The sequence below is a fragment of the Rhodococcus ruber NBRC 15591 genome (assembly GCF_001894945.1).
GTDB lineage: Bacteria > Actinomycetota > Actinomycetes > Mycobacteriales > Mycobacteriaceae > Rhodococcus > Rhodococcus ruber.
In genome coordinates this window covers 31,691-48,137 of sequence record NZ_BCXE01000045.1, presented here as the reverse complement: position 1 = coordinate 48,137, position 16,447 = coordinate 31,691, and the positions used below count along the sequence as shown (strand labels likewise).

The window sequence follows — 16,447 nt, the reverse complement described above, 5'->3', positions numbered from 1 at the left end:
GGGTCCGCCGGGACCACCGAAAGCCCTGGAAATGCCGGCGGGGTCAGTCCGCCGACGGCACCGCCAGTCGGGTCACTTCCGACCGCCCGCGCAGGGTCACTTCACCTTTCGGCGCCCATCTCGTGCGCTCGTGATCGGCGGCCGCCTCTACTGCCCGGGACGAGGCGACGACGTGGCCGGGGATCGTCTTGGCCAGATCCGAGAGTCGCGCAGCTTCGTTCACCGGATCGCCGATGACCGTGTACTCGAACCTCTCGTGAGCCCCTACGTTTCCGGCCACTGCGAGTCCGGCTGCGACCCCGATCCCCGCCTCGCACTCGGGGACGTCGGTGCGCAGTCGATGTGCCATCGTCCGGGCGGCCACCAGGGCGTTGCCCGGCGGATCGTCCATTGCCACCGGGGCGCCGAAAATGGCCAGTGCCGCGTCGCCCTCGAACTTGTTGACGAAACCGCCGACGCGGTGGACCTCCTCGACCACGACTTCGAAGAAGCGGTTGAGCAACTGTACGACCTCGGTCGGCGGACGATCTGCAGCCATTGCCGTCGAACCGATGATGTCGATGAACAGCACCGCGACATCACGTTCTTCGCCGCCGAGCCGCGGTGACGAGGCCAGCGCCGCCCGGGCGACGTCCTGCCCGACGTGCCGGCCGAAGACGTCGCGGATCCGTTCGCGCTCACGCAGGCCGTCGGCCATGCGATTGAATCCGGCCTGCAATTCGCCCAGTTCCGTCCCGTCGTAGACGACGACCTCCGCATCGAGGTCGCCCCCCTCGATGCGGGCCATGCCCGCCCGCACGGACTCGATCGGCGCGATGCTTCGCCGGGCGGTGAGGAACATCAGCAGCGATCCCAACACCAACGCCAGTCCGCCGATCGTCAGGATCGTCACCGCGAAGCGGACGGGCGACACGGGACGGACGAAGCTGAAGACCGCGACGAGCATCAACCCGATGACGGGAACGGCGCTGCCCAGCACCCACGCCACCATGATGCGTCCGCTGGTGCCGGTGAGACGGCGCCGCGGGGTCGCGCCGGCCTCGAGGGCCCGGGCGGCGATCGGTCGCAGTGCGAACTCGCTGAAGAGGAAGACGAAGCCACAGACCGTCAGTCCCGCGAGAGCAATGGTGAACGCGACCTTCGGGATGGTGCGCGGATCGAGCACCCCGAAGGCGGTCGCGAACAGCACCAGTCCCAGGGCCCAGAACGCGCCCTGCTGGGCGGTGAGCCGCATCGGTAACCGCATCGTGGCGCGACGTTCCTCCGGCGAGGGATCCCGGTCCTCGAGGATCCAGCGCAGTTGTGCGAGCCCGCGTCGCGTCCCGACGATCGTTCCAAGGACGATCGCCCCCACGACGTACACCGGCGCGACGACACCGGTGACGACGACGAACTCCGGGCGCAGCACCGAGGGACCCGGGATGACGACATTGATCAGTACCGCCGTGATCGCAGCACCCGCGATGTTCGTGCCCAGCAACAGCAGGGTGAGCAACGTCTGCACGCGAACACGTTGGCGCTGGACGGATTCCGCGGGTGCGCCGAGCAGCGGTGAGCCGAGTGGCGAGATGCGACGAGTGCGAGGCATGGTCGTTCGAGAGTAGTCCGGGGCGATCCTCTAGGGTGGCAACGTGCGCCTTGTGATTGCCCGCTGTCGAGTCGACTACATCGGACGTCTGACGGCACACCTGCCGATGGCGCGTCGGCTGCTCCTGGTCAAAGCCGACGGATCGGTCAGTGTGCACGCCGACGACCGCGCCTACAAGCCCCTGAACTGGATGAGTCCGCCGTGTTGGCTGGTCGAGGAGTCCGCGGAAGATGCGAACGCTCTGTGGGTGGTGACCAACAAGGCGGGTGAGCAGCTGCGCATCACCATCGAGGAGATCGAGCACGATTCCAGCCACGAGCTGGGCGTGGATCCCGGCCTGATCAAGGACGGTGTGGAGGCGCACTTGCAGGAACTGCTCGCCGAGCACGTCGAAACCCTCGGGCGCGGCTACACCCTCGTCCGGCGTGAGTACCCGACGGCCATCGGTCCGGTGGACCTGCTGTGCCGGGACGCGGACGGCGGCACGGTGGCCGTCGAGATCAAGAGGCGAGGCGAGATCGACGGCGTCGAACAGCTCACGCGGTATCTCGAGCTGCTCAACCGGGACCCGCTGCTCGCGCCGGTCAGCGGTGTCTTCGCGGCACAACAGATCAAGCCGCAGGCCAAGACCCTGGCCACCGACCGCGGTATCCGCTGCCTCGTGCTCGACTACGAGGCGCTGCGCGGCACCGAGAGCAACGAGTTCCGGCTGTTCTGAGATGCCGCGCCGCAATACCCCCCGATCACAGCGCAGGCGCCGGCCCGAGACCGGCGCGTCGGCGTTCTCCGGGGCGACGTCCCGCACCGAATCGGGCCCGTGGGGTGCGGAATCCGAGCGTTACACCGTGCGCACCGTCCCCGGCTCGCGAGCAACGAAGGCGTACCGGTGCCCCGGATGCGATCACGAGATCGCGCCGGGAACGCCGCACGTGGTTGCCTGGCCCGCCGACGACATAGGGGGAGCAGACGAACGCCGGCACTGGCACAACGGCTGCTGGTCCGGCCGCGGCACCCGCGGACCGACCCGACGGTGGTCCTGACGGCTCGCCGTCGTGGTCCTGACGGCTCGCCGTCGCGGTCCTGACGTCGGCTCAGTTGCGGACCTTGCTGGCCACCGCGGGTGACCGGCCGAGCCGGTCGGTCGCAGGTGCTTCGTTGCCGGACCGCTTCCCCTGTTCGCCCGGCCCGCTCTTCCGGTCGCTGTCCTCGGACGTGCCGGCCGTCGCCGGCAGTTCCTTGGTGGCCGGTTCCTTCTCGGATTCTTCGGTGGCGATCTCCGTGGTCGCATCGGTGTCGCCGTCGGTGGTGGACGCGTCCCGGTCGCGGTCGAGCAGCTCACCTTCGCGCGTCACGGCAGCCAGCATCGAGGGCACCGCCTCGAGCTGACCGCGCACACCGTCCAGCTGGCTGAGGATGCGGCCACGCAGCACCCGCAGTTCCTCGGTCAGATCGCGGGCGTTGGCGATCTTCCGTTCGGACTGTTCGGTGGCGATCTCGAGCCGGCGTGCCGCCTCGCGTGATGCGATCTCGAGACGCTGTTCGGCCTCGGCCTTGCTGGATCGTTCGAGTTCGTCGAGAGCGCCGAGGACCTTGCTGCGGCGCTCGCTCATGGCGATCTCGAAATCCTGCTGAACCTGGTCCCGCTTGGCCTCCGCCTCCGCCGCGAGACGATCGCGCTCGGCTTCGGCGGCGGCGACGATCCGGGCGGCCTGGGCACGTGCCTCGGACATCGTCCGGGCGTGCTCGGCTTCGAACGCCTTACGCCGCTCGGCGAGTTCGGCGATCATCGCCTCGTAGTCGCCGCGCAGCCGGATGCCTTCCTGTTCGGCCAGGGAGATCATCTCGGCGGCATCGGCCTCGGCCCGGGCCCGCAGCTCGGACGCCTCGTCGGAGGCGAGGCGCAGCATGCGGGAGATTCGGTCGCTCATACCCTCGGCCGTGGTGGGCGGCACCGAGAGACGATCGACATCCTTGCGCAACTCGTCGATCTCGTTGCGAGCGTTCTCCAACTGTCTCGCCAGGTCGCGCGCCTGGGCGGCGGCCGCATCCCGGTCCGTCGCGGTCACGCGCAGCTCGGCTTCGAATCTGGCGAAGTAGTTGGTCACCTCGTCGCGGTCGAATCCCTTGCGCACGATCGAGAAGGGCAGGTGGCTGGGGGTGCGATCGCGATCGAAGACCATGGCGCCAATCTACCTGCTCGCGGCAGCCGGAGCTGCGCGTGCCGCCTCCCTGTGCTAATGCTGCGGCAGCGCACACCGGGCGGGTCGACCGGGCGGGACGCGGGTTGTCAGTGCGATCCGTGTGCGGCGGGTTCGACGAGTTCGACGAGCACGCCGCCGGCGTCCTTGGGGTGGAGGAAGTTGATGCGCGAATCGGCGGTGCCACGTCGCGGGGCGTCGTACAGCAGGCGCACGCCCCGGGCACGGAGCTCGGTGGACACGGCATCGATGTCGCTGACGCGGTAGGCGAGCTGCTGCAGGCCCGGGCCGCTGCGGTCGATGAATTTCGCGATCGTCGAGTTCTCGTTCAGCGGGGCGAGCAGCTGGATCGCGGTCGCGCCCTCGGGCGAGCCGGGAACCGACAGCATCGCCTCGCGCACGCCCTGCTCCTCGTTGACCTCCTCGTGGGTCGAGACGAGTCCGAGGTTCTCGGCGTACCAGGTGAGGGCGGCGTCGAGGTCGGGAACGGCGATACCGACGTGGTCGATGGCAGTCACGAGCCCGGAGCTCAGAGCCGCGAGCGGAGTCGAAGTGGGGGAGGTCTCAGTCATGAATAAAGACGTTAGCGCTAACGTTAGATCAGTATGCGCCGGGATGGGGCTCGTCCGCCCGCAGCCCCGCGCAGGAGCCGTGACCCCACCACCGGAGGAACCCTCGTGACCAGTTCTGTCATCGTTGCCGGAGCCCGGACCCCGATGGGGCGTCTGCAGGGCGCCCTGAAGGACTTCTCCGGCTCGGACCTCGGCGGGGTCGCCATCGCCGGGGCCCTGGCCAAGGCCGGGGTCGCCCCCGAGCAGGTCGAGTACGTGATCATGGGGCAGGTGCTCACCGCCGGGGCCGGGCAGATCCCGGCCCGCCAGGCCGCCGTCGCCGCCGGCATCCCGATGGATGTGCCCGCCCTGACCGTGAACAAGGTGTGCCTGTCCGGCATCGACGCCATCGCGCTGGCCGACCAGCTCATCCGCGCCGGCGAGTTCGACGTCGTCGTCGCCGGCGGCCAGGAGTCGATGAGCCGGGCCCCGCACCTGCTCGAGAAGTCCCGCGCCGGGTTCAAGTACGGCGATGTGACCCTGCGCGACCACCTGGCCTTCGACGGGCTGCACGACATCTTCACCGACCAGGCCATGGGTGCCCTCACCGAGGCCGCCAACACCGGCGCGGCGGCCGTCTCCCGCGCCGAGCAGGACGCGTTCGCCGCCGCCAGCCACCAGCGGGCGGCCCGCGCGCAGAAGGACGGGCTGTTCGACGACGAGATCGTGCCGGTGTCGATCCCGCAGCGCAAGGGCGACCCGGTCGTGGTCACCGCCGACGAGGGCATCCGCCCGGACACCACCGCCGAGTCCCTGGCGAAGCTGCGGCCGGCGTTCGCCCCCGACGGCACCGTCACCGCCGGCTCGGCCTCGCAGATCTCCGACGGCGCGGCCGCGGTGGTGGTGATGTCCAAGGCCAAGGCCGAGCAGCTCGGCCTGTCCTGGCTCGCCGAGATCGGCCGGCACGGGGTGGTCGCCGGTCCGGACTCGACGCTGCAGTCCCAGCCGGCGCGGGCGATCGCGCGTGCCTGTGAGCGGGAGGGCATCGACCCGAAGGATCTGGACCTGGTGGAGATCAACGAGGCGTTCGCCGCGGTGGGGATCGCCTCGACCCGCGAGCTGGGCCTGGACCCGGAGCGGGTCAACGTCAACGGCGGGGCGATCGCGCTGGGGCACCCGCTGGGGATGTCCGGGGCCCGGATCGTGCTGCACCTGGCCCTCGAGCTGGCCCGCCGCGGCGGCGGGGTCGGGGCCGCGGCCCTGTGCGGCGGCGGCGGCCAGGGCGACGCCCTCATCGTCCGCGTCCCCAAGGCGTAACCCGCCGCTCCTTACTCCTGTCACGGCCTCGACGCAGTGCGTCGGGGCCGTGACGTCTCTCACAGCAACGACGGGTCGTCGTAGGCGATCGGCACAATGGTGTGCATGGCGAACTTCTTCGATCTCAGCACCCCGGCCAAGCGGTTCCGCTTCGTCGCAATCCTCGAGGCCTTCACCTGGGCCGGCCTGCTCGTCGGTATGGCGTTCAAGTACCTGCCGGAGAACGGCAACGAGATCGGCGTGAAAATCTTCGGGCCGCTGCACGGCGGCGTGTTCGTCGCCTTCGTCCTCGTCGCTCTCCTCACCGCACGGGCGCTGAAGTGGAACCTGGTCACCACCGGCCTGGCCCTGATCTCCTCCATCCCGCCGTTCGGCACGATCGTCTTCGAGTGGTGGGCTGCGCGCACCGGCCGTCTCGCGGAGTTGTCCACGCAGGCGCGTCCGGCCGACGCGCCCGCACTCGCCTGACCTGCTGTCACCTGTCGCGCGGAACGTGACAGACTGGACACCGTGACTCGACCAGGTTCCCGTCCGTCAGCACGTTCCGCCGCGACCGCCGCGGCAATGTCCGGCGCGGTGGATCTCGCGCCCCTCAAGGAGCGGGCCGCCGCCCCCCCACCTCCGCCGCAGTCCGACTCCGGCGCCGCCGTCGCGACCGGCCTCGCGCCCGTCGTCGACGTCACCGAGGCCACGTTCGAGGCCGAGGTGCTGCAGCGCTCGATGCAGGTCCCGGTCATCGTGGACCTGTGGGCCACCTGGTGTGGCCCGTGCAAGCAGCTCTCACCGGTTCTCGAGAAGCTGGCGCACGAGGGCGGCGGCAACTGGGTTCTCGCGAAGGTCGACGTGGACGCCAACCCGCGGATCGCTCAGGCGTTCGGCGTGCAGTCCGTGCCGACCGTCGTCGCCATCGCCGCGGGACAACCCCTCGCCGACTTCCAGGGCGTCCAGCCCGAACCGCAGCTCCGGCAATGGCTTGCCGCCATCCAGGACGCGGTCGCCGGCAAGCTGTCCGGCCCGCCCGGAGGGGAGGTCGCGGAGGAACCGGCGGAGGACCCGCGATTCGTCGCGGCCGAGCAGGCCCTCGATGCGGGGGACCTGGCGGGTGCCGAAGCGGCGTACGAGCTGATCCTCAATTCCGAGCCCGCCAATGCCGACGCTCTGGCCGCGTTGCGGCAGGTCCGGTTCCTCGCCCGGGCGCAGACTGTGCCGGCCGACGCGATCGCCCGGGCGGATGCCGCCCCGGCCGATCTCGATGCACAGCTCGCTGCGGCCGACGCGGAACTGTTCGCGCAGCAGCCCGAGGCTGCGTTCGCGCGGCTGATCGGGTTCGTGGCCCGCAGCGCGGGTGACGAGAGGAACGCGGCCCGTGCGCGGCTGCTCGAATTGTTCGAGCTGTTCGACCCGGCAGAGCCGTTCGTTGTCGCGGCGCGGCGCAAGCTGGCGTCGGCGCTGTACTGAATTCTCCCCCGTGCGGTGGGCGCTCCGGCTTTCCGGATCGCCCACCGCACACTGTTCGGTGGCGGCGGCTCGGTGGCGGCGGCTCGGCGGTGGCGGCTCGGCGGTGGCGGCTCAGTGGTAGCGCCCGGAACAGGCGGCCTCCCCGCCGAGAACCCCCGTCCGGAACGCGTCGACCCGGGAGAACCCGCTCGGCACGGTGTTGCCGTTGACATCGCTGGCGGCGAGACCGTCGGCCAGCAGACCGGAGACGGCCTCGTCCAGGTCCCCCGGTGACAGCCACACCATGTCCTCGGCCGGTTGCGAGCCGGTGCTGTCGGGGCTCAGTTCGGCGCTGATCACACCGGCGAGACAGGCCGCCTGCAGCGCCGTCCGAGGCTCGACGAGCGCCTGACCGGCGGCGTTCTGCACGGCCAGCGCATAGCGCGATGCGAGCAGGACGTACGCGGCGTAGTCGCCTCGCACGTCGGTCGTGATGCCCCCGGCGCCGGTCTGCAGCGGAGTGCCGCGGTCCGCAAGTTCCTCGACGTCGACGCCGATGGTGTTGGTGGCGGGACAGTACGACACCGGGGACGTGGGCTTCGCATCCGGGCAGCCGAGGTCGGCCCCGGTCAGGTCCAGTTCCGGTTGCCGCGGCAGATCGAACACCCGGCGGAACGACGCCATCAGCGCCTCCACCGACTCCTCGGTCACGGGGAGTTCGCCGTCGTCGGAGCTGTCGAAGAACTGCGGTAGATCGGCGCGCCGGGACTCGATCTCGGCGGCGTCGATGCGGGTGCACGATCCCGCACCGTCGGTGAAGCCGATCTGGAACGCGGTGACACGTTCGAATGCCGACCCGTGGATCGCACCCGGGTCGTTGGGATCGCTGTCGCGGAAGGACACCATCGACGCCAGCACCGAGTTCAGCCCGTCCGAGGTGTTGAGCCGGAAGTGCTCCGAGTTGCCGGCGGCGACGTGCCGCATGAAGGCGCCCGCGAAGCAGTCCGCCTGCTGTTCGAACACGATGCCCGGATCGTCCTCGGCAACCGTTCCGGCCTTGAACTGCACGGCGTGACCGTACTCGTGGGCGAGCACCGTCACGGCCGCCATGGGACCGAACGTCTCGATGAGCTGCGGCATCAGGTAGGTGCGGTCCCAGCCGATGACGTCGTCGCGGTTGCAGTATGCGGCGTTGACGAATTCGAACGTGGATTCCCCGCAGAATCTCGGGCCGCGCTCGTCGGGATCCCACGAGACGATCGTGCCGACGGGCTCGAACGCTCCTCGCGCGATGCGGGGGAACTCCTCGGTCCAGTAGGCCTCGATGTCGGCGACGGCGTTGCCGGCGAGCACGTCGACGTCCCCGCCGTCCGAGTTCTCGATCGTCACCGGCGCATCCGTGGCGCCGGGCCGCGGACCACTGGGGCCCGAGGAGACCGGCAGACCGGCCACGGAGAACGGGTTGTCGTAGATGGAGACGGCGGTGCCCTCGATACGAGCGGCACATCCGGCGAGCACCATCACGGCCAGCGCCGGTACCGCGAGGCGGAACGGCAGCCGCGTCCGAGTCACCTGGTCTTCTCCTGTCGTCCGAGGACGGCGGTCACCGCTGCAGCGTCAGCCAGATCGCACCGTAAGCAGGCAGCGTCACCTCCGCCGACGCCGGGCGCCCGTGCCAGGAGCGTGCCGTGGCCGTCACGGCACCGAGGTTGCCGATGCCGTTGCCCTGGTAAGCCGTCGAATCCGTGTTGAGGATCTCCGACCACTGTCCTGTTTCGGGTAGTCCGACACGATAGTCCGAATGGGTCGATCCGGAGAAGTTGAACAAGCACGCCACGACCGAACCGTCGCTCCCGTGCCGGAGGAAACTCAGCACGTTGTTCGCCGAGTCGTTGGCGTCGATCCACGAGTACCCGCTCGGTGAGGTGTCCAGCGTCCAGAGGGCGGGGTGTTCCCGGTAGATCCGGTTGAGGTCGGTGACGAGCTGGTGGACGCCCTGGTGCAGCGGCCCGTTGTGCGGATCGTCGAGCTGCCACCAGTCCAGGCCCCGTTCCTCGGACCACTCCGCGGTCTGGCCGAACTCCTGTCCCATGAACAGCAGTTGCTTGCCGGGGTGCGCCCACATGTATGCGAGCAGTCCGCGCAGGCCGGCGGCCTGTTCCCGGTCGCCGCCCGGCATCCGGGTCCAGAGCGTGCCCTTGCCGTGCACGACCTCGTCGTGGCTGATGGGCAGGACGAAGTTCTCACTCCAGGCGTACACCAGGGAGAAGGTGATCTCGTGGTGGTGGTACGTGCGATGCACCGGGTCCCGGCCGATGTATCCGAGAGTGTCGTGCATCCAGCCCATGTTCCATTTCATGGAGAACCCGAGACCGCCCGCATGGGTCGGCCGGGTGACGCCGGGCCAGGCCGTGGACTCCTCGGCGACCGTGACGACGCCGGGGTGGAGCTTGTGCACGGTCGCGTTCATCTCCTGCAGGAAGGCCACCGCTTCGAGATTCTCCCGGCCGCCGTACACGTTGGGGGTCCAGCCGCCCTCGGGCCGCGAGTAGTCGAGGTAGAGCATCGAGGCGACCGCGTCGACGCGCAGGCCGTCGATGTGGAACTCGTCGATCCAGTACAGCGCGTTGGCGACGAGGAAGTTGCGCACCTCCCGGCGACCGAAGTCGAACACGTACGTGCCCCAGTCCAGCTGTTCGCCGCGGTGCGGATCCGGATGTTCGTAGAGGGCGCTGCCGTCGAACCGGGCCAGCGCCCACTCGTCCTTCGGGAAGTGGGCGGGCACCCAGTCCACGATCACGCCGATGCCGGCGGCGTGCAGCCGGTCGACGAACGCACGGAACTCGTCGGGCGTGCCGAATCGCGCAGTGGGTGCGTAGTACGACGTGACCTGGTAGCCCCACGAGCCGCCGAAGGGGTGCTCGGCGACCGGCAGCAGCTCGACATGGGTGAAACCGGCCGCCGCGACGTACTCGGCGAGCTGGTCGGCCAGCTCGCGGTACCCGAGACCGGGCCGCCACGAGCCGAGGTGCACCTCGTAGACGCTCATCGGCTCCTGCCACGGGCGGGATTCGGCCCGGGCGGCGAGCCAGGCGTCGTCGCCCCACTCGTAGCTGCTCCGGTGCACCACCGAGGCCGTCGCCGGGGGTACCTCGGTGGCGAACGCCATCGGGTCGGCCTTGTCCTGGACCGAGCCGTCGCGGCCGTGGATCCGGAACTTGTACAGCGCACCCGGCTCCACGTCGGGCAGGAACAGTTCCCACACGCCGCTGGAACCGAGGACCCGCATCGGCGCGAGCCGGCCGCCCCAGCCGTCGAAGTCGCCGACGACCGTGACGCCCCGCGCGCCGGGCGCCCACACCGCGAACGACGTGCCCCGGACCGGGCCGTCGGGGGTCTCGTACGAACGCTGATGCGCCCCGAGGATCTCCCACAGCCGCTCGTGCCGGCCCTCGGCGAACAGGTGCAGGTCCAACTCCCCGAGCGTGGGCAGGAAGCGGTACGGGTCCGCGACGACGACGGTGTGCTCGAACGGGTAGGTCACCACGAGGCGGTAGTCCGACAGGTCGTGCACCGGGACGAGCGCGCTGAAGACATCGTGACCGAGGGGCTCGAGGGGATGATCGATGCCGCCGATGCGCACCGCCACCTTCTCCGCCTGCGGGCGCAGAGCCCGGATGATCGTGCCTTCGGGGTGTGGATGGGCGCCGAGCACCGAGTGCGGATCGTGGTGCTCGCCGGCCGTCAGCCGGGCCAGGTCGTGCGGGGTGGGGGAGTGGCGACGAATCGGGGGCACGGTCACGAGTTCCTCCTGTAGGCGAGGGTGGTTCGCGTCGGCACCCCGATCGGCGGCAACGCCAGAATGTGCGCGACGGCGCGCCAGGGTTCGAGCCGGACGAAGTTGGCCTGACCCCACGAGTACTGCGCGCCGGACACCTCGTCGAACACCGTGAGCTGGTCGTGCCATTCGTGACCGAGCGCCGGCATGTCCAGCCAGATGGTGCCCTGCTCGGCCCCGAAGGGATTGAGGTTGATCACGGCGAGGACCGAATCCCCGGTCCGGGGATCGAATTTCGAATACGCGATCAGGGCGTCGTTGTCGATGTGGTGGAAGTGGATGTTGCGCAGCTGCTGCAGAGCCGGGTGGGCCCGCCGGATGCGGTTGAGCGTGGCGATCCACGGCTCGAGCGATTCACCGCGACGGCGGGCCTCGTCGAACCGTCGCGGACGTAGCTGGTACTTCTCCGAGTCGAGATACTCCTCGCTGCCCGGTCGCAGCGGGATGTGCTCGTAGAGTTCGTAACCGGAGTACACCCCCCACGACGGTGCGAGCGTGGCGGCCAGTGCCGCGCGCAGCGCGAACATCCCGGGGCCGCCGTGCTGCAGGGTCTCGTGGAGGATGTCGGGGGTGTTGACGAACAGGTTCGGACGCGCCTCGTCCGCCTTCGCCGCGATCTCCTGGCCGAACTCGGTCAGCTCCCACTTGGCGACGCGCCACGTGAAGTACGTGTAGGACTGCGTGAACCCGCGTCGGGCGAGCCCGTACATGCGGGCGGGCCGGGTGAACGCCTCGGACAGGAACAGCACGTCGGGGTCGGTGCGCTTGACCTCGGCGATCAGCCACTCCCAGAAGTTCGGTGGCTTGGTGTGCGGGTTGTCGACGCGGAAGATCTTGACGCCGAAGCTGATCCAGTGCCGCACCACGCGCAGTACCTCGGCGTAGATGCCGTCCGGATCGTTGTCGAAGTTGACCGGATAGATGTCCTGGTACTTCTTGGGCGGGTTCTCCGCATAGGCGATCGTGCCGTCCGGCAGGACCGTGAACCACTCGGGGTGCTCCTTCGCCCACGGGTGGTCCGGGGCGCACTGCAACGCCAGGTCGAGAGCGACCTCGAGATCCAGTTCGCGCGCACGGGCGACGAAGGCGCGGAAGTCGTCCTCCGTGCCGAGCTGGGGGTGGATCGCGTCGTGGCCGCCCTCGTCGGAACCGATGGCCCAGGGCGAGCCCACGTCGTCCGGGCCGGCGGTGAGGGTGTTGTTCGGTCCCTTCCGGTTGATCTTGCCGATGGGATGGATGGGCGGCAGATACACCACGTCGAATCCCATCGCGGCGACCCGCGGCAGCTCCGCCGCGGCGGTGGCGAAGGTGCCGTGCCGGGGTGTGCCGTCCTCGTTCCAGCCGCCCGTCGAGCGGGGAAAGAATTCGTACCAGGAACCGAACAGTGCCCGTTCCCGGTCGACGACGGCGGTGTATGCCTTCCCGCGGGTGACCAGCTCGCGCAGGGGATTGGCCCGCAGGATCTCGGTGATGTCGGCGGCGAAGGCGGGCGCGATCCGGTCGGCCAGCGGCCGCTCCGAACGCAGCGCCGCGGCGACGGCGAGCAGGGCCGGCCGGTTGGGGCGCGGCGCGGTCTTGGCGGCCTTCTCGAACAGCCGGGCGCCGATCTCGATGTCGTTCGCCAGGTCTTCCGGGCCCTGCCCGGCGGCGACCTTCGCGTCCACCGCGTGCCGCCACGTGGTGACCGGGTCGCTCCAGGCCTCGACGCGGTAGGTCCACAGTCCCGGACTGGTGGGGGTGAATACGGCGTGGAAGGTGTCGGGTGCTTCGCCGGGAACCATCGGAATCCGGATCAGCTTTCCCTCGCTTTCCGGGTCCGAGCCCGGCCCGCGCACGGCCAGGGTGGCGGCGACGGCGTCGTGACCCTCGCGCCACACGACCGCCGACACGGGAAGCACCTCCCCGACGACGGCCTTGACCGGATGTCGCCCGCCCGAGATGTCGGGACGGACATCGTCGATGCCGAGCCGTCCTGTTGCGCTGGCTCCGATTCGACCTGTCACGCTCGCTCCGTTCCGTCTGTCACGCTGGCTCCGTTCCCTTGCACGGACTGCTGACGAGCCCGTCGGACGCGGCCCGTCTCCAACCGTAATGGAGGGGCGCACCGCCGTCCCCTCGTGCGACGCGTAACGTCGCCGGAGCTCCCAGACAGCTGTTACCCGGCGCCGACGCGACTAAACGGGAGGGGCATCGGCGCCCTCGTCCGAGTCCTGCCGCCGACACGAACCGCCCCTTCGAGGCGCGGCACGGAAACGTCCCCGGCCTGTTCGCCGGCCACCCGGCCCGGCCCCCGGACGTCTGCCGCATTTGCCGGTCTTCGCGGACGGCGGATTGTCGGTAGTCTTCCCGGGGTGAGAGCCTTGCGTCGGTTCACCGTACGAGCCCACCTTCCCCAGCGGCTGGCCGGCCTGGGCCCGCTCGCCGTCAACCTGCGCTGGTCGTGGCACACACCCACGCAGGACCTGTTCGCCTCGATCGATCCCGGCCTGTGGCGTCGCGTCGAGCAGGACCCGGTGCGGATGCTCGGCGAAGTGCCGCCGGCCCGTCTCGACGCGCTCGCCGCGGACGAGGAGTTCCTCGCACGGCTCGACGCCGAGTCGGCCGATCTCGACGACTATCTCGCGAGACCGCGCTGGTACCAGCACGAACAGAACGAGGGCACCCGGCTGCCGTCCGGCATCGCCTACTTCTCCATGGAGTTCGGTGTTTCCGAGGTCCTGCCGAACTACTCCGGCGGACTCGGCATCCTGGCCGGTGACCACCTCAAGGCGGCCTCGGACCTCGGACTGCCGCTCATCGGTGTCGGCCTGCTCTACCGTTCCGGCTACTTCCGGCAGTCCCTGACCGCCGACGGATGGCAGAGCGAGCACTACCCGAACTACGACCCGCAGGGGCTGCCGTTGCGGCTGCTGACCGAGGCGGACGGCACCCCCGCGCTGATCCAGGCCGCGATGCCCGGCCATCGCACCCTCACCGCCCGAGTGTGGATCGCCCAGGTCGGTCGCGTTCCGTTGCTGCTGCTCGACTCGGACATCGCCGAGAACGACGAGGAACTGCGCGGGGTTACCGACCGTCTCTACGGCGGCGACCAGGACCATCGCATCAAGCAGGAGATCCTGGCCGGGGTCGGCGGAGTACGCGCCGTCCGGGCCTACACCCGCATCGCGGGACTGCCCGATCCCGAGGTGTTCCACATGAACGAGGGACACGCCGGGTTCCTGGGTGCCGAACGCATTCGCGAACTGGTCACGGGCGCCGGTCTGGACTTCGACGAGGCGCTCGCCGCCGTACGCGCCGGCACCGTCTTCACCACCCACACCCCGGTGCCCGCGGGCATCGACCGGTTCCCGGCGGAACTCGTCCGGCACTACTTCTCCGGGCCGAACGGCGAGAACGAGTCGGCGCTGCTGCCCGGCCTGGGAGTGGACCGCATCCTCGCCCTCGGCCGGGAATCGGACTCGCGGGTGTTCAACATGGCTCATCTCGGTCTGCGGCTCGGCCAGCGCTGCAACGGCGTGTCGAAGCTGCACGGCCGGGTCAGCCGCGAGATGTTCGTCGACCTGTGGCCCGGCTTCGACGCAGGCGAAGTCCCGATCGGGTCGGTGACCAACGGCGTGCACGCGCACACGTGGGCCGCCCGGGAGTGGCTCGAGTTCGCCAACCGCCTCGCCGGTCCCGACCGGGTGGAGGAAGCCAAGGGCTGGGAACTGCTGCAGACGGTCGAACCGCGCGAGCTGTGGGTCACCCGTAACACGTTGCGTGCGCAACTGGTGGAGGAGATCCGCCGGCGGCTGCGCCGGTCCTGGCTCCAGCGCGGCGCCACCGAGGCCGAACTCGGCTGGGTGGACGGGGTGTTCGACCCGCACGTTCTCACCGTCGGGTTCGCGCGCCGGGTGCCGACCTACAAGCGGCTCACCCTGATGCTGCGCGACCCGGAACGACTGCGGGCCCTGCTGCTCGACGAGGACCGTCCCGTGCAACTCGTCGTCGCCGGCAAGAGTCACCCCGCCGACGACGGCGGGAAGGCACTGATCCAGCAGGTGGTGCGGTTCGCCGATGCGGCCGACGTGCGTCACCGCATCGTCTTCCTGCCGGACTACGACATGTCCATGGCCCGGTATCTCTACTGGGGCTGCGACGTGTGGCTGAACAATCCGCTGCGTCCGCTCGAGGCATGCGGGACGTCCGGGATGAAGTCGGCTCTCAACGGCGGGCTCAACCTCTCCATCCGCGACGGCTGGTGGGACGAGATGTACGACGGTGAGAACGGCTGGGCCATCCCCACCGCGGACGGGGTGATGGACGAACATCGCCGGGACGATCTCGAGGCCAGCGCCCTGTACGAGTTGCTCGAGCGGTCGGTCCTGCCGCGGTTCTACGACCGGGACGGCAGCGGTGTACCCAGGCGATGGATCGAAATGGTGCGGCACACGCTCCAGAACCTCGGTCCGAAGGTGCTCGCCTCCCGCATGGTCCGGGACTACACCGTGCAGTACTACGCGCCGGCCGCTGCCGCCGCACGCGAGGCGGTCGCCGACGGCTTCGCCGGGGCGCGGCAGCTCGCCCACTACCGGCGCCGCGCCGAGGCCGCATGGCCGGCCGTGCGGGTGGCCCAGGTCGACAGCGCCGGACTGCCGGACATCCCGGAGATCGGGTCCAAGCTGGCCCTGACCGCCCACGTGTACCTCGGTGGTCTCCGTGCCGGCGACGTGGTCGTGCAGGCGGTCGTCGGCCGGGTCGGACCCGACGACACCCTGTCCGACGTGGTGACGGTGCCGATGCGGCACACGGGCACGGATCCGCTGGGCGAGGTCTTCGAGGTCGAGGTCGCGCTGCCGATGGCCGGGTCGGTCGGCTACACGGTGCGGGTGCTTCCGCACCACGAGCTGCTCGCGTCGGACGTCGAACTCGGCAAGGTCGTGCTCGCCTAGCTGGTCCTCAGCTCGGGGTTCGGGGGCCGCTCGCGTCGAGCAGGACGCGTGCGGCGTCGCGGGCCTGCCGGGCGACGGCGGGGGAACCGGAGATCGCCGCCGTCGCCATGGCCCCGTTGGCCAGGATCGCCAGCTGGTCGCCCAGTGCCGGGGGGCTACCCGCGTCCGCGACGAGTCCGCGCAGGTAGCGCCGGAACGCGTCCTTGTGCGCGCGGGCGATCTCGGCGACGTCGCCGGAGATGCCGCCGAGTTCGCCGAACGTGTTGATGAACGTGCAGCCGCGGAAGTCGCTGCAGGCGAACCATTCCTCGAGAAAGTCGAACACCGCGAGAACCCGCTCGCGCGGATCGGCGCGGGCGTCGACATACCGGCGCAGATCCGTCAGCACGGTGTGATCACGCCGGGTCAGTACGGCCGCCACGAGCCGGTCCTTGGCGGGGTAGAGCTGATAGAGCCGCTTGAGCGACACCCCGGAGCGGGACCGGATCGTGTCCATGCCGACGGCCTGGATGCCGTGCTCGTTGAACAGTTCCTCGGCGGCATCGAGCAGCCGGGTCTGCGCGGTGTCCGCGTCCATCGAGCCCCTC

13 protein-coding genes are annotated in these 16,447 nt (G+C 69.9%); 6 read left to right on the top strand and 7 right to left on the bottom strand.

Translation table 11 applies throughout. The features are described 5' to 3' along the window. Positions 1–43: 43 nt before the first annotated feature. Entirely contained in the window at positions 44–1,588 is a 1,545-nt protein-coding gene (locus RR3_RS24085; protein ID WP_026138157.1) for an adenylate/guanylate cyclase domain-containing protein, read from the bottom strand. A 43-nt stretch (positions 1,589–1,631) separates the two neighbouring features. Here RR3_RS24085 and nucS point away from each other — a divergent pair, with 43 nt between their 5' ends. Together nucS and RR3_RS25255 are read left to right on the top strand one after the other, a co-directional pair. Next, on the top strand, positions 1,632–2,306 hold the full coding sequence (gene nucS / locus RR3_RS24080) for an endonuclease NucS (protein ID WP_010596964.1): 675 nt from the start codon (positions 1,632–1,634) through the stop codon (positions 2,304–2,306). Between the two features lies 1 nt (position 2,307). Next, positions 2,308–2,628, top strand: a complete 321-nt coding sequence (locus tag RR3_RS25255; RefSeq protein WP_072786587.1) for an Rv1322 family protein — start codon at positions 2,308–2,310, stop codon at positions 2,626–2,628. A gap of 51 nt (positions 2,629–2,679) precedes the next feature. Here RR3_RS25255 and RR3_RS24070 read toward each other — a convergent pair whose 3' ends face one another. Both RR3_RS24070 and mce read right to left on the bottom strand, forming a co-directional pair. Next, entirely contained in the window at positions 2,680–3,768 is a 1,089-nt protein-coding gene (locus RR3_RS24070) for a coiled-coil domain-containing protein (RefSeq protein WP_010596965.1), read from the bottom strand. 107 nt (positions 3,769–3,875) lie between these two features. Beyond that, positions 3,876–4,358 carry a methylmalonyl-CoA epimerase gene (gene mce / locus RR3_RS24065; RefSeq protein WP_026138156.1) on the bottom strand — a complete coding sequence of 161 codons (483 nt, stop codon included), beginning with the start codon at positions 4,356–4,358 and terminating at the stop codon, positions 3,876–3,878. A 105-nt stretch (positions 4,359–4,463) separates the two neighbouring features. On the opposite strand from mce, the gene RR3_RS24060 reads away from it, so the two are divergent. The 3 genes from RR3_RS24060 to RR3_RS24050 all read left to right on the top strand — a co-directional run bounded on the left by RR3_RS24060 (position 4,464) and on the right by RR3_RS24050 (position 7,112). Further along, complete coding sequence (locus RR3_RS24060; protein ID WP_061064912.1) at positions 4,464–5,654, top strand: acetyl-CoA C-acetyltransferase; 1,191 nt, start codon at positions 4,464–4,466, stop codon at positions 5,652–5,654. 96 nt (positions 5,655–5,750) lie between these two features. Continuing rightward, positions 5,751–6,122 carry a DUF3817 domain-containing protein gene (locus RR3_RS24055; protein ID WP_017681051.1) on the top strand — a complete coding sequence of 124 codons (372 nt, stop codon included), beginning with the start codon at positions 5,751–5,753 and terminating at the stop codon, positions 6,120–6,122. A gap of 96 nt (positions 6,123–6,218) precedes the next feature. Next, positions 6,219–7,112: a tetratricopeptide repeat protein gene (locus tag RR3_RS24050; RefSeq protein ID WP_010596739.1), complete on the top strand. Its 894-nt coding sequence runs from the start codon at positions 6,219–6,221 to the stop codon at positions 7,110–7,112. 111 nt (positions 7,113–7,223) lie between these two features. On the opposite strand, the gene RR3_RS24045 is transcribed toward RR3_RS24050, so the two are convergent. Genes RR3_RS24045 through RR3_RS24035 form a run of 3 tightly spaced genes read right to left on the bottom strand, consistent with a single transcriptional unit; the run spans position 7,224 to position 12,932 of the window. Next, a complete protein-coding gene (locus RR3_RS24045) occupies positions 7,224–8,663 on the bottom strand; it encodes a neutral zinc metallopeptidase (protein ID WP_010596740.1) in 1,440 nt (479 codons plus the stop codon). Positions 8,664–8,694: 31 nt separating this feature from the next. Beyond that, a complete protein-coding gene (glgB, locus tag RR3_RS24040; protein WP_017681053.1) occupies positions 8,695–10,893 on the bottom strand; it encodes a 1,4-alpha-glucan branching protein GlgB in 2,199 nt (732 codons plus the stop codon). Continuing rightward, complete coding sequence (locus tag RR3_RS24035; RefSeq protein WP_010596742.1) at positions 10,890–12,932, bottom strand: alpha-1,4-glucan--maltose-1-phosphate maltosyltransferase; 2,043 nt, start codon at positions 12,930–12,932, stop codon at positions 10,890–10,892. Before RR3_RS24035 ends, glgB begins: the two co-directional genes overlap by 4 nt. A 348-nt stretch (positions 12,933–13,280) precedes the next feature. Here RR3_RS24035 and glgP point away from each other — a divergent pair, with 348 nt between their 5' ends. Next, positions 13,281–15,860: an alpha-glucan family phosphorylase gene (glgP, locus tag RR3_RS24030; protein ID WP_026137841.1), complete on the top strand. Its 2,580-nt coding sequence runs from the start codon at positions 13,281–13,283 to the stop codon at positions 15,858–15,860. A gap of 7 nt (positions 15,861–15,867) precedes the next feature. Here glgP and RR3_RS24025 read toward each other — a convergent pair whose 3' ends face one another. Continuing rightward, a complete protein-coding gene (locus RR3_RS24025; RefSeq protein WP_010596745.1) occupies positions 15,868–16,437 on the bottom strand; it encodes a TetR/AcrR family transcriptional regulator in 570 nt (189 codons plus the stop codon). Between the last annotated feature and the right edge of the window lie 10 nt (positions 16,438–16,447).

Coding starts and splice junctions, on each gene's coding strand:
- RR3_RS24085 (WP_026138157.1), bottom strand. CDS start 1,588: ATGCCTCGCACTCGTCGCATCTCGCCACTCGGCTCACCGCTGCTCGGC.
- RR3_RS25255 (WP_072786587.1), top strand. CDS start 2,308: ATGCCGCGCCGCAATACCCCCCGATCACAGCGCAGGCGCCGGCCCGAG.
- RR3_RS24070 (WP_010596965.1), bottom strand. CDS start 3,768: ATGGTCTTCGATCGCGATCGCACCCCCAGCCACCTGCCCTTCTCGATC.
- mce (WP_026138156.1), bottom strand. CDS start 4,358: ATGACTGAGACCTCCCCCACTTCGACTCCGCTCGCGGCTCTGAGCTCC.
- RR3_RS24055 (WP_017681051.1), top strand. CDS start 5,751: ATGGTGTGCATGGCGAACTTCTTCGATCTCAGCACCCCGGCCAAGCGG.
- RR3_RS24050 (WP_010596739.1), top strand. CDS start 6,219: ATGTCCGGCGCGGTGGATCTCGCGCCCCTCAAGGAGCGGGCCGCCGCC.
- RR3_RS24025 (WP_010596745.1), bottom strand. CDS start 16,437: ATGGACGCGGACACCGCGCAGACCCGGCTGCTCGATGCCGCCGAGGAA.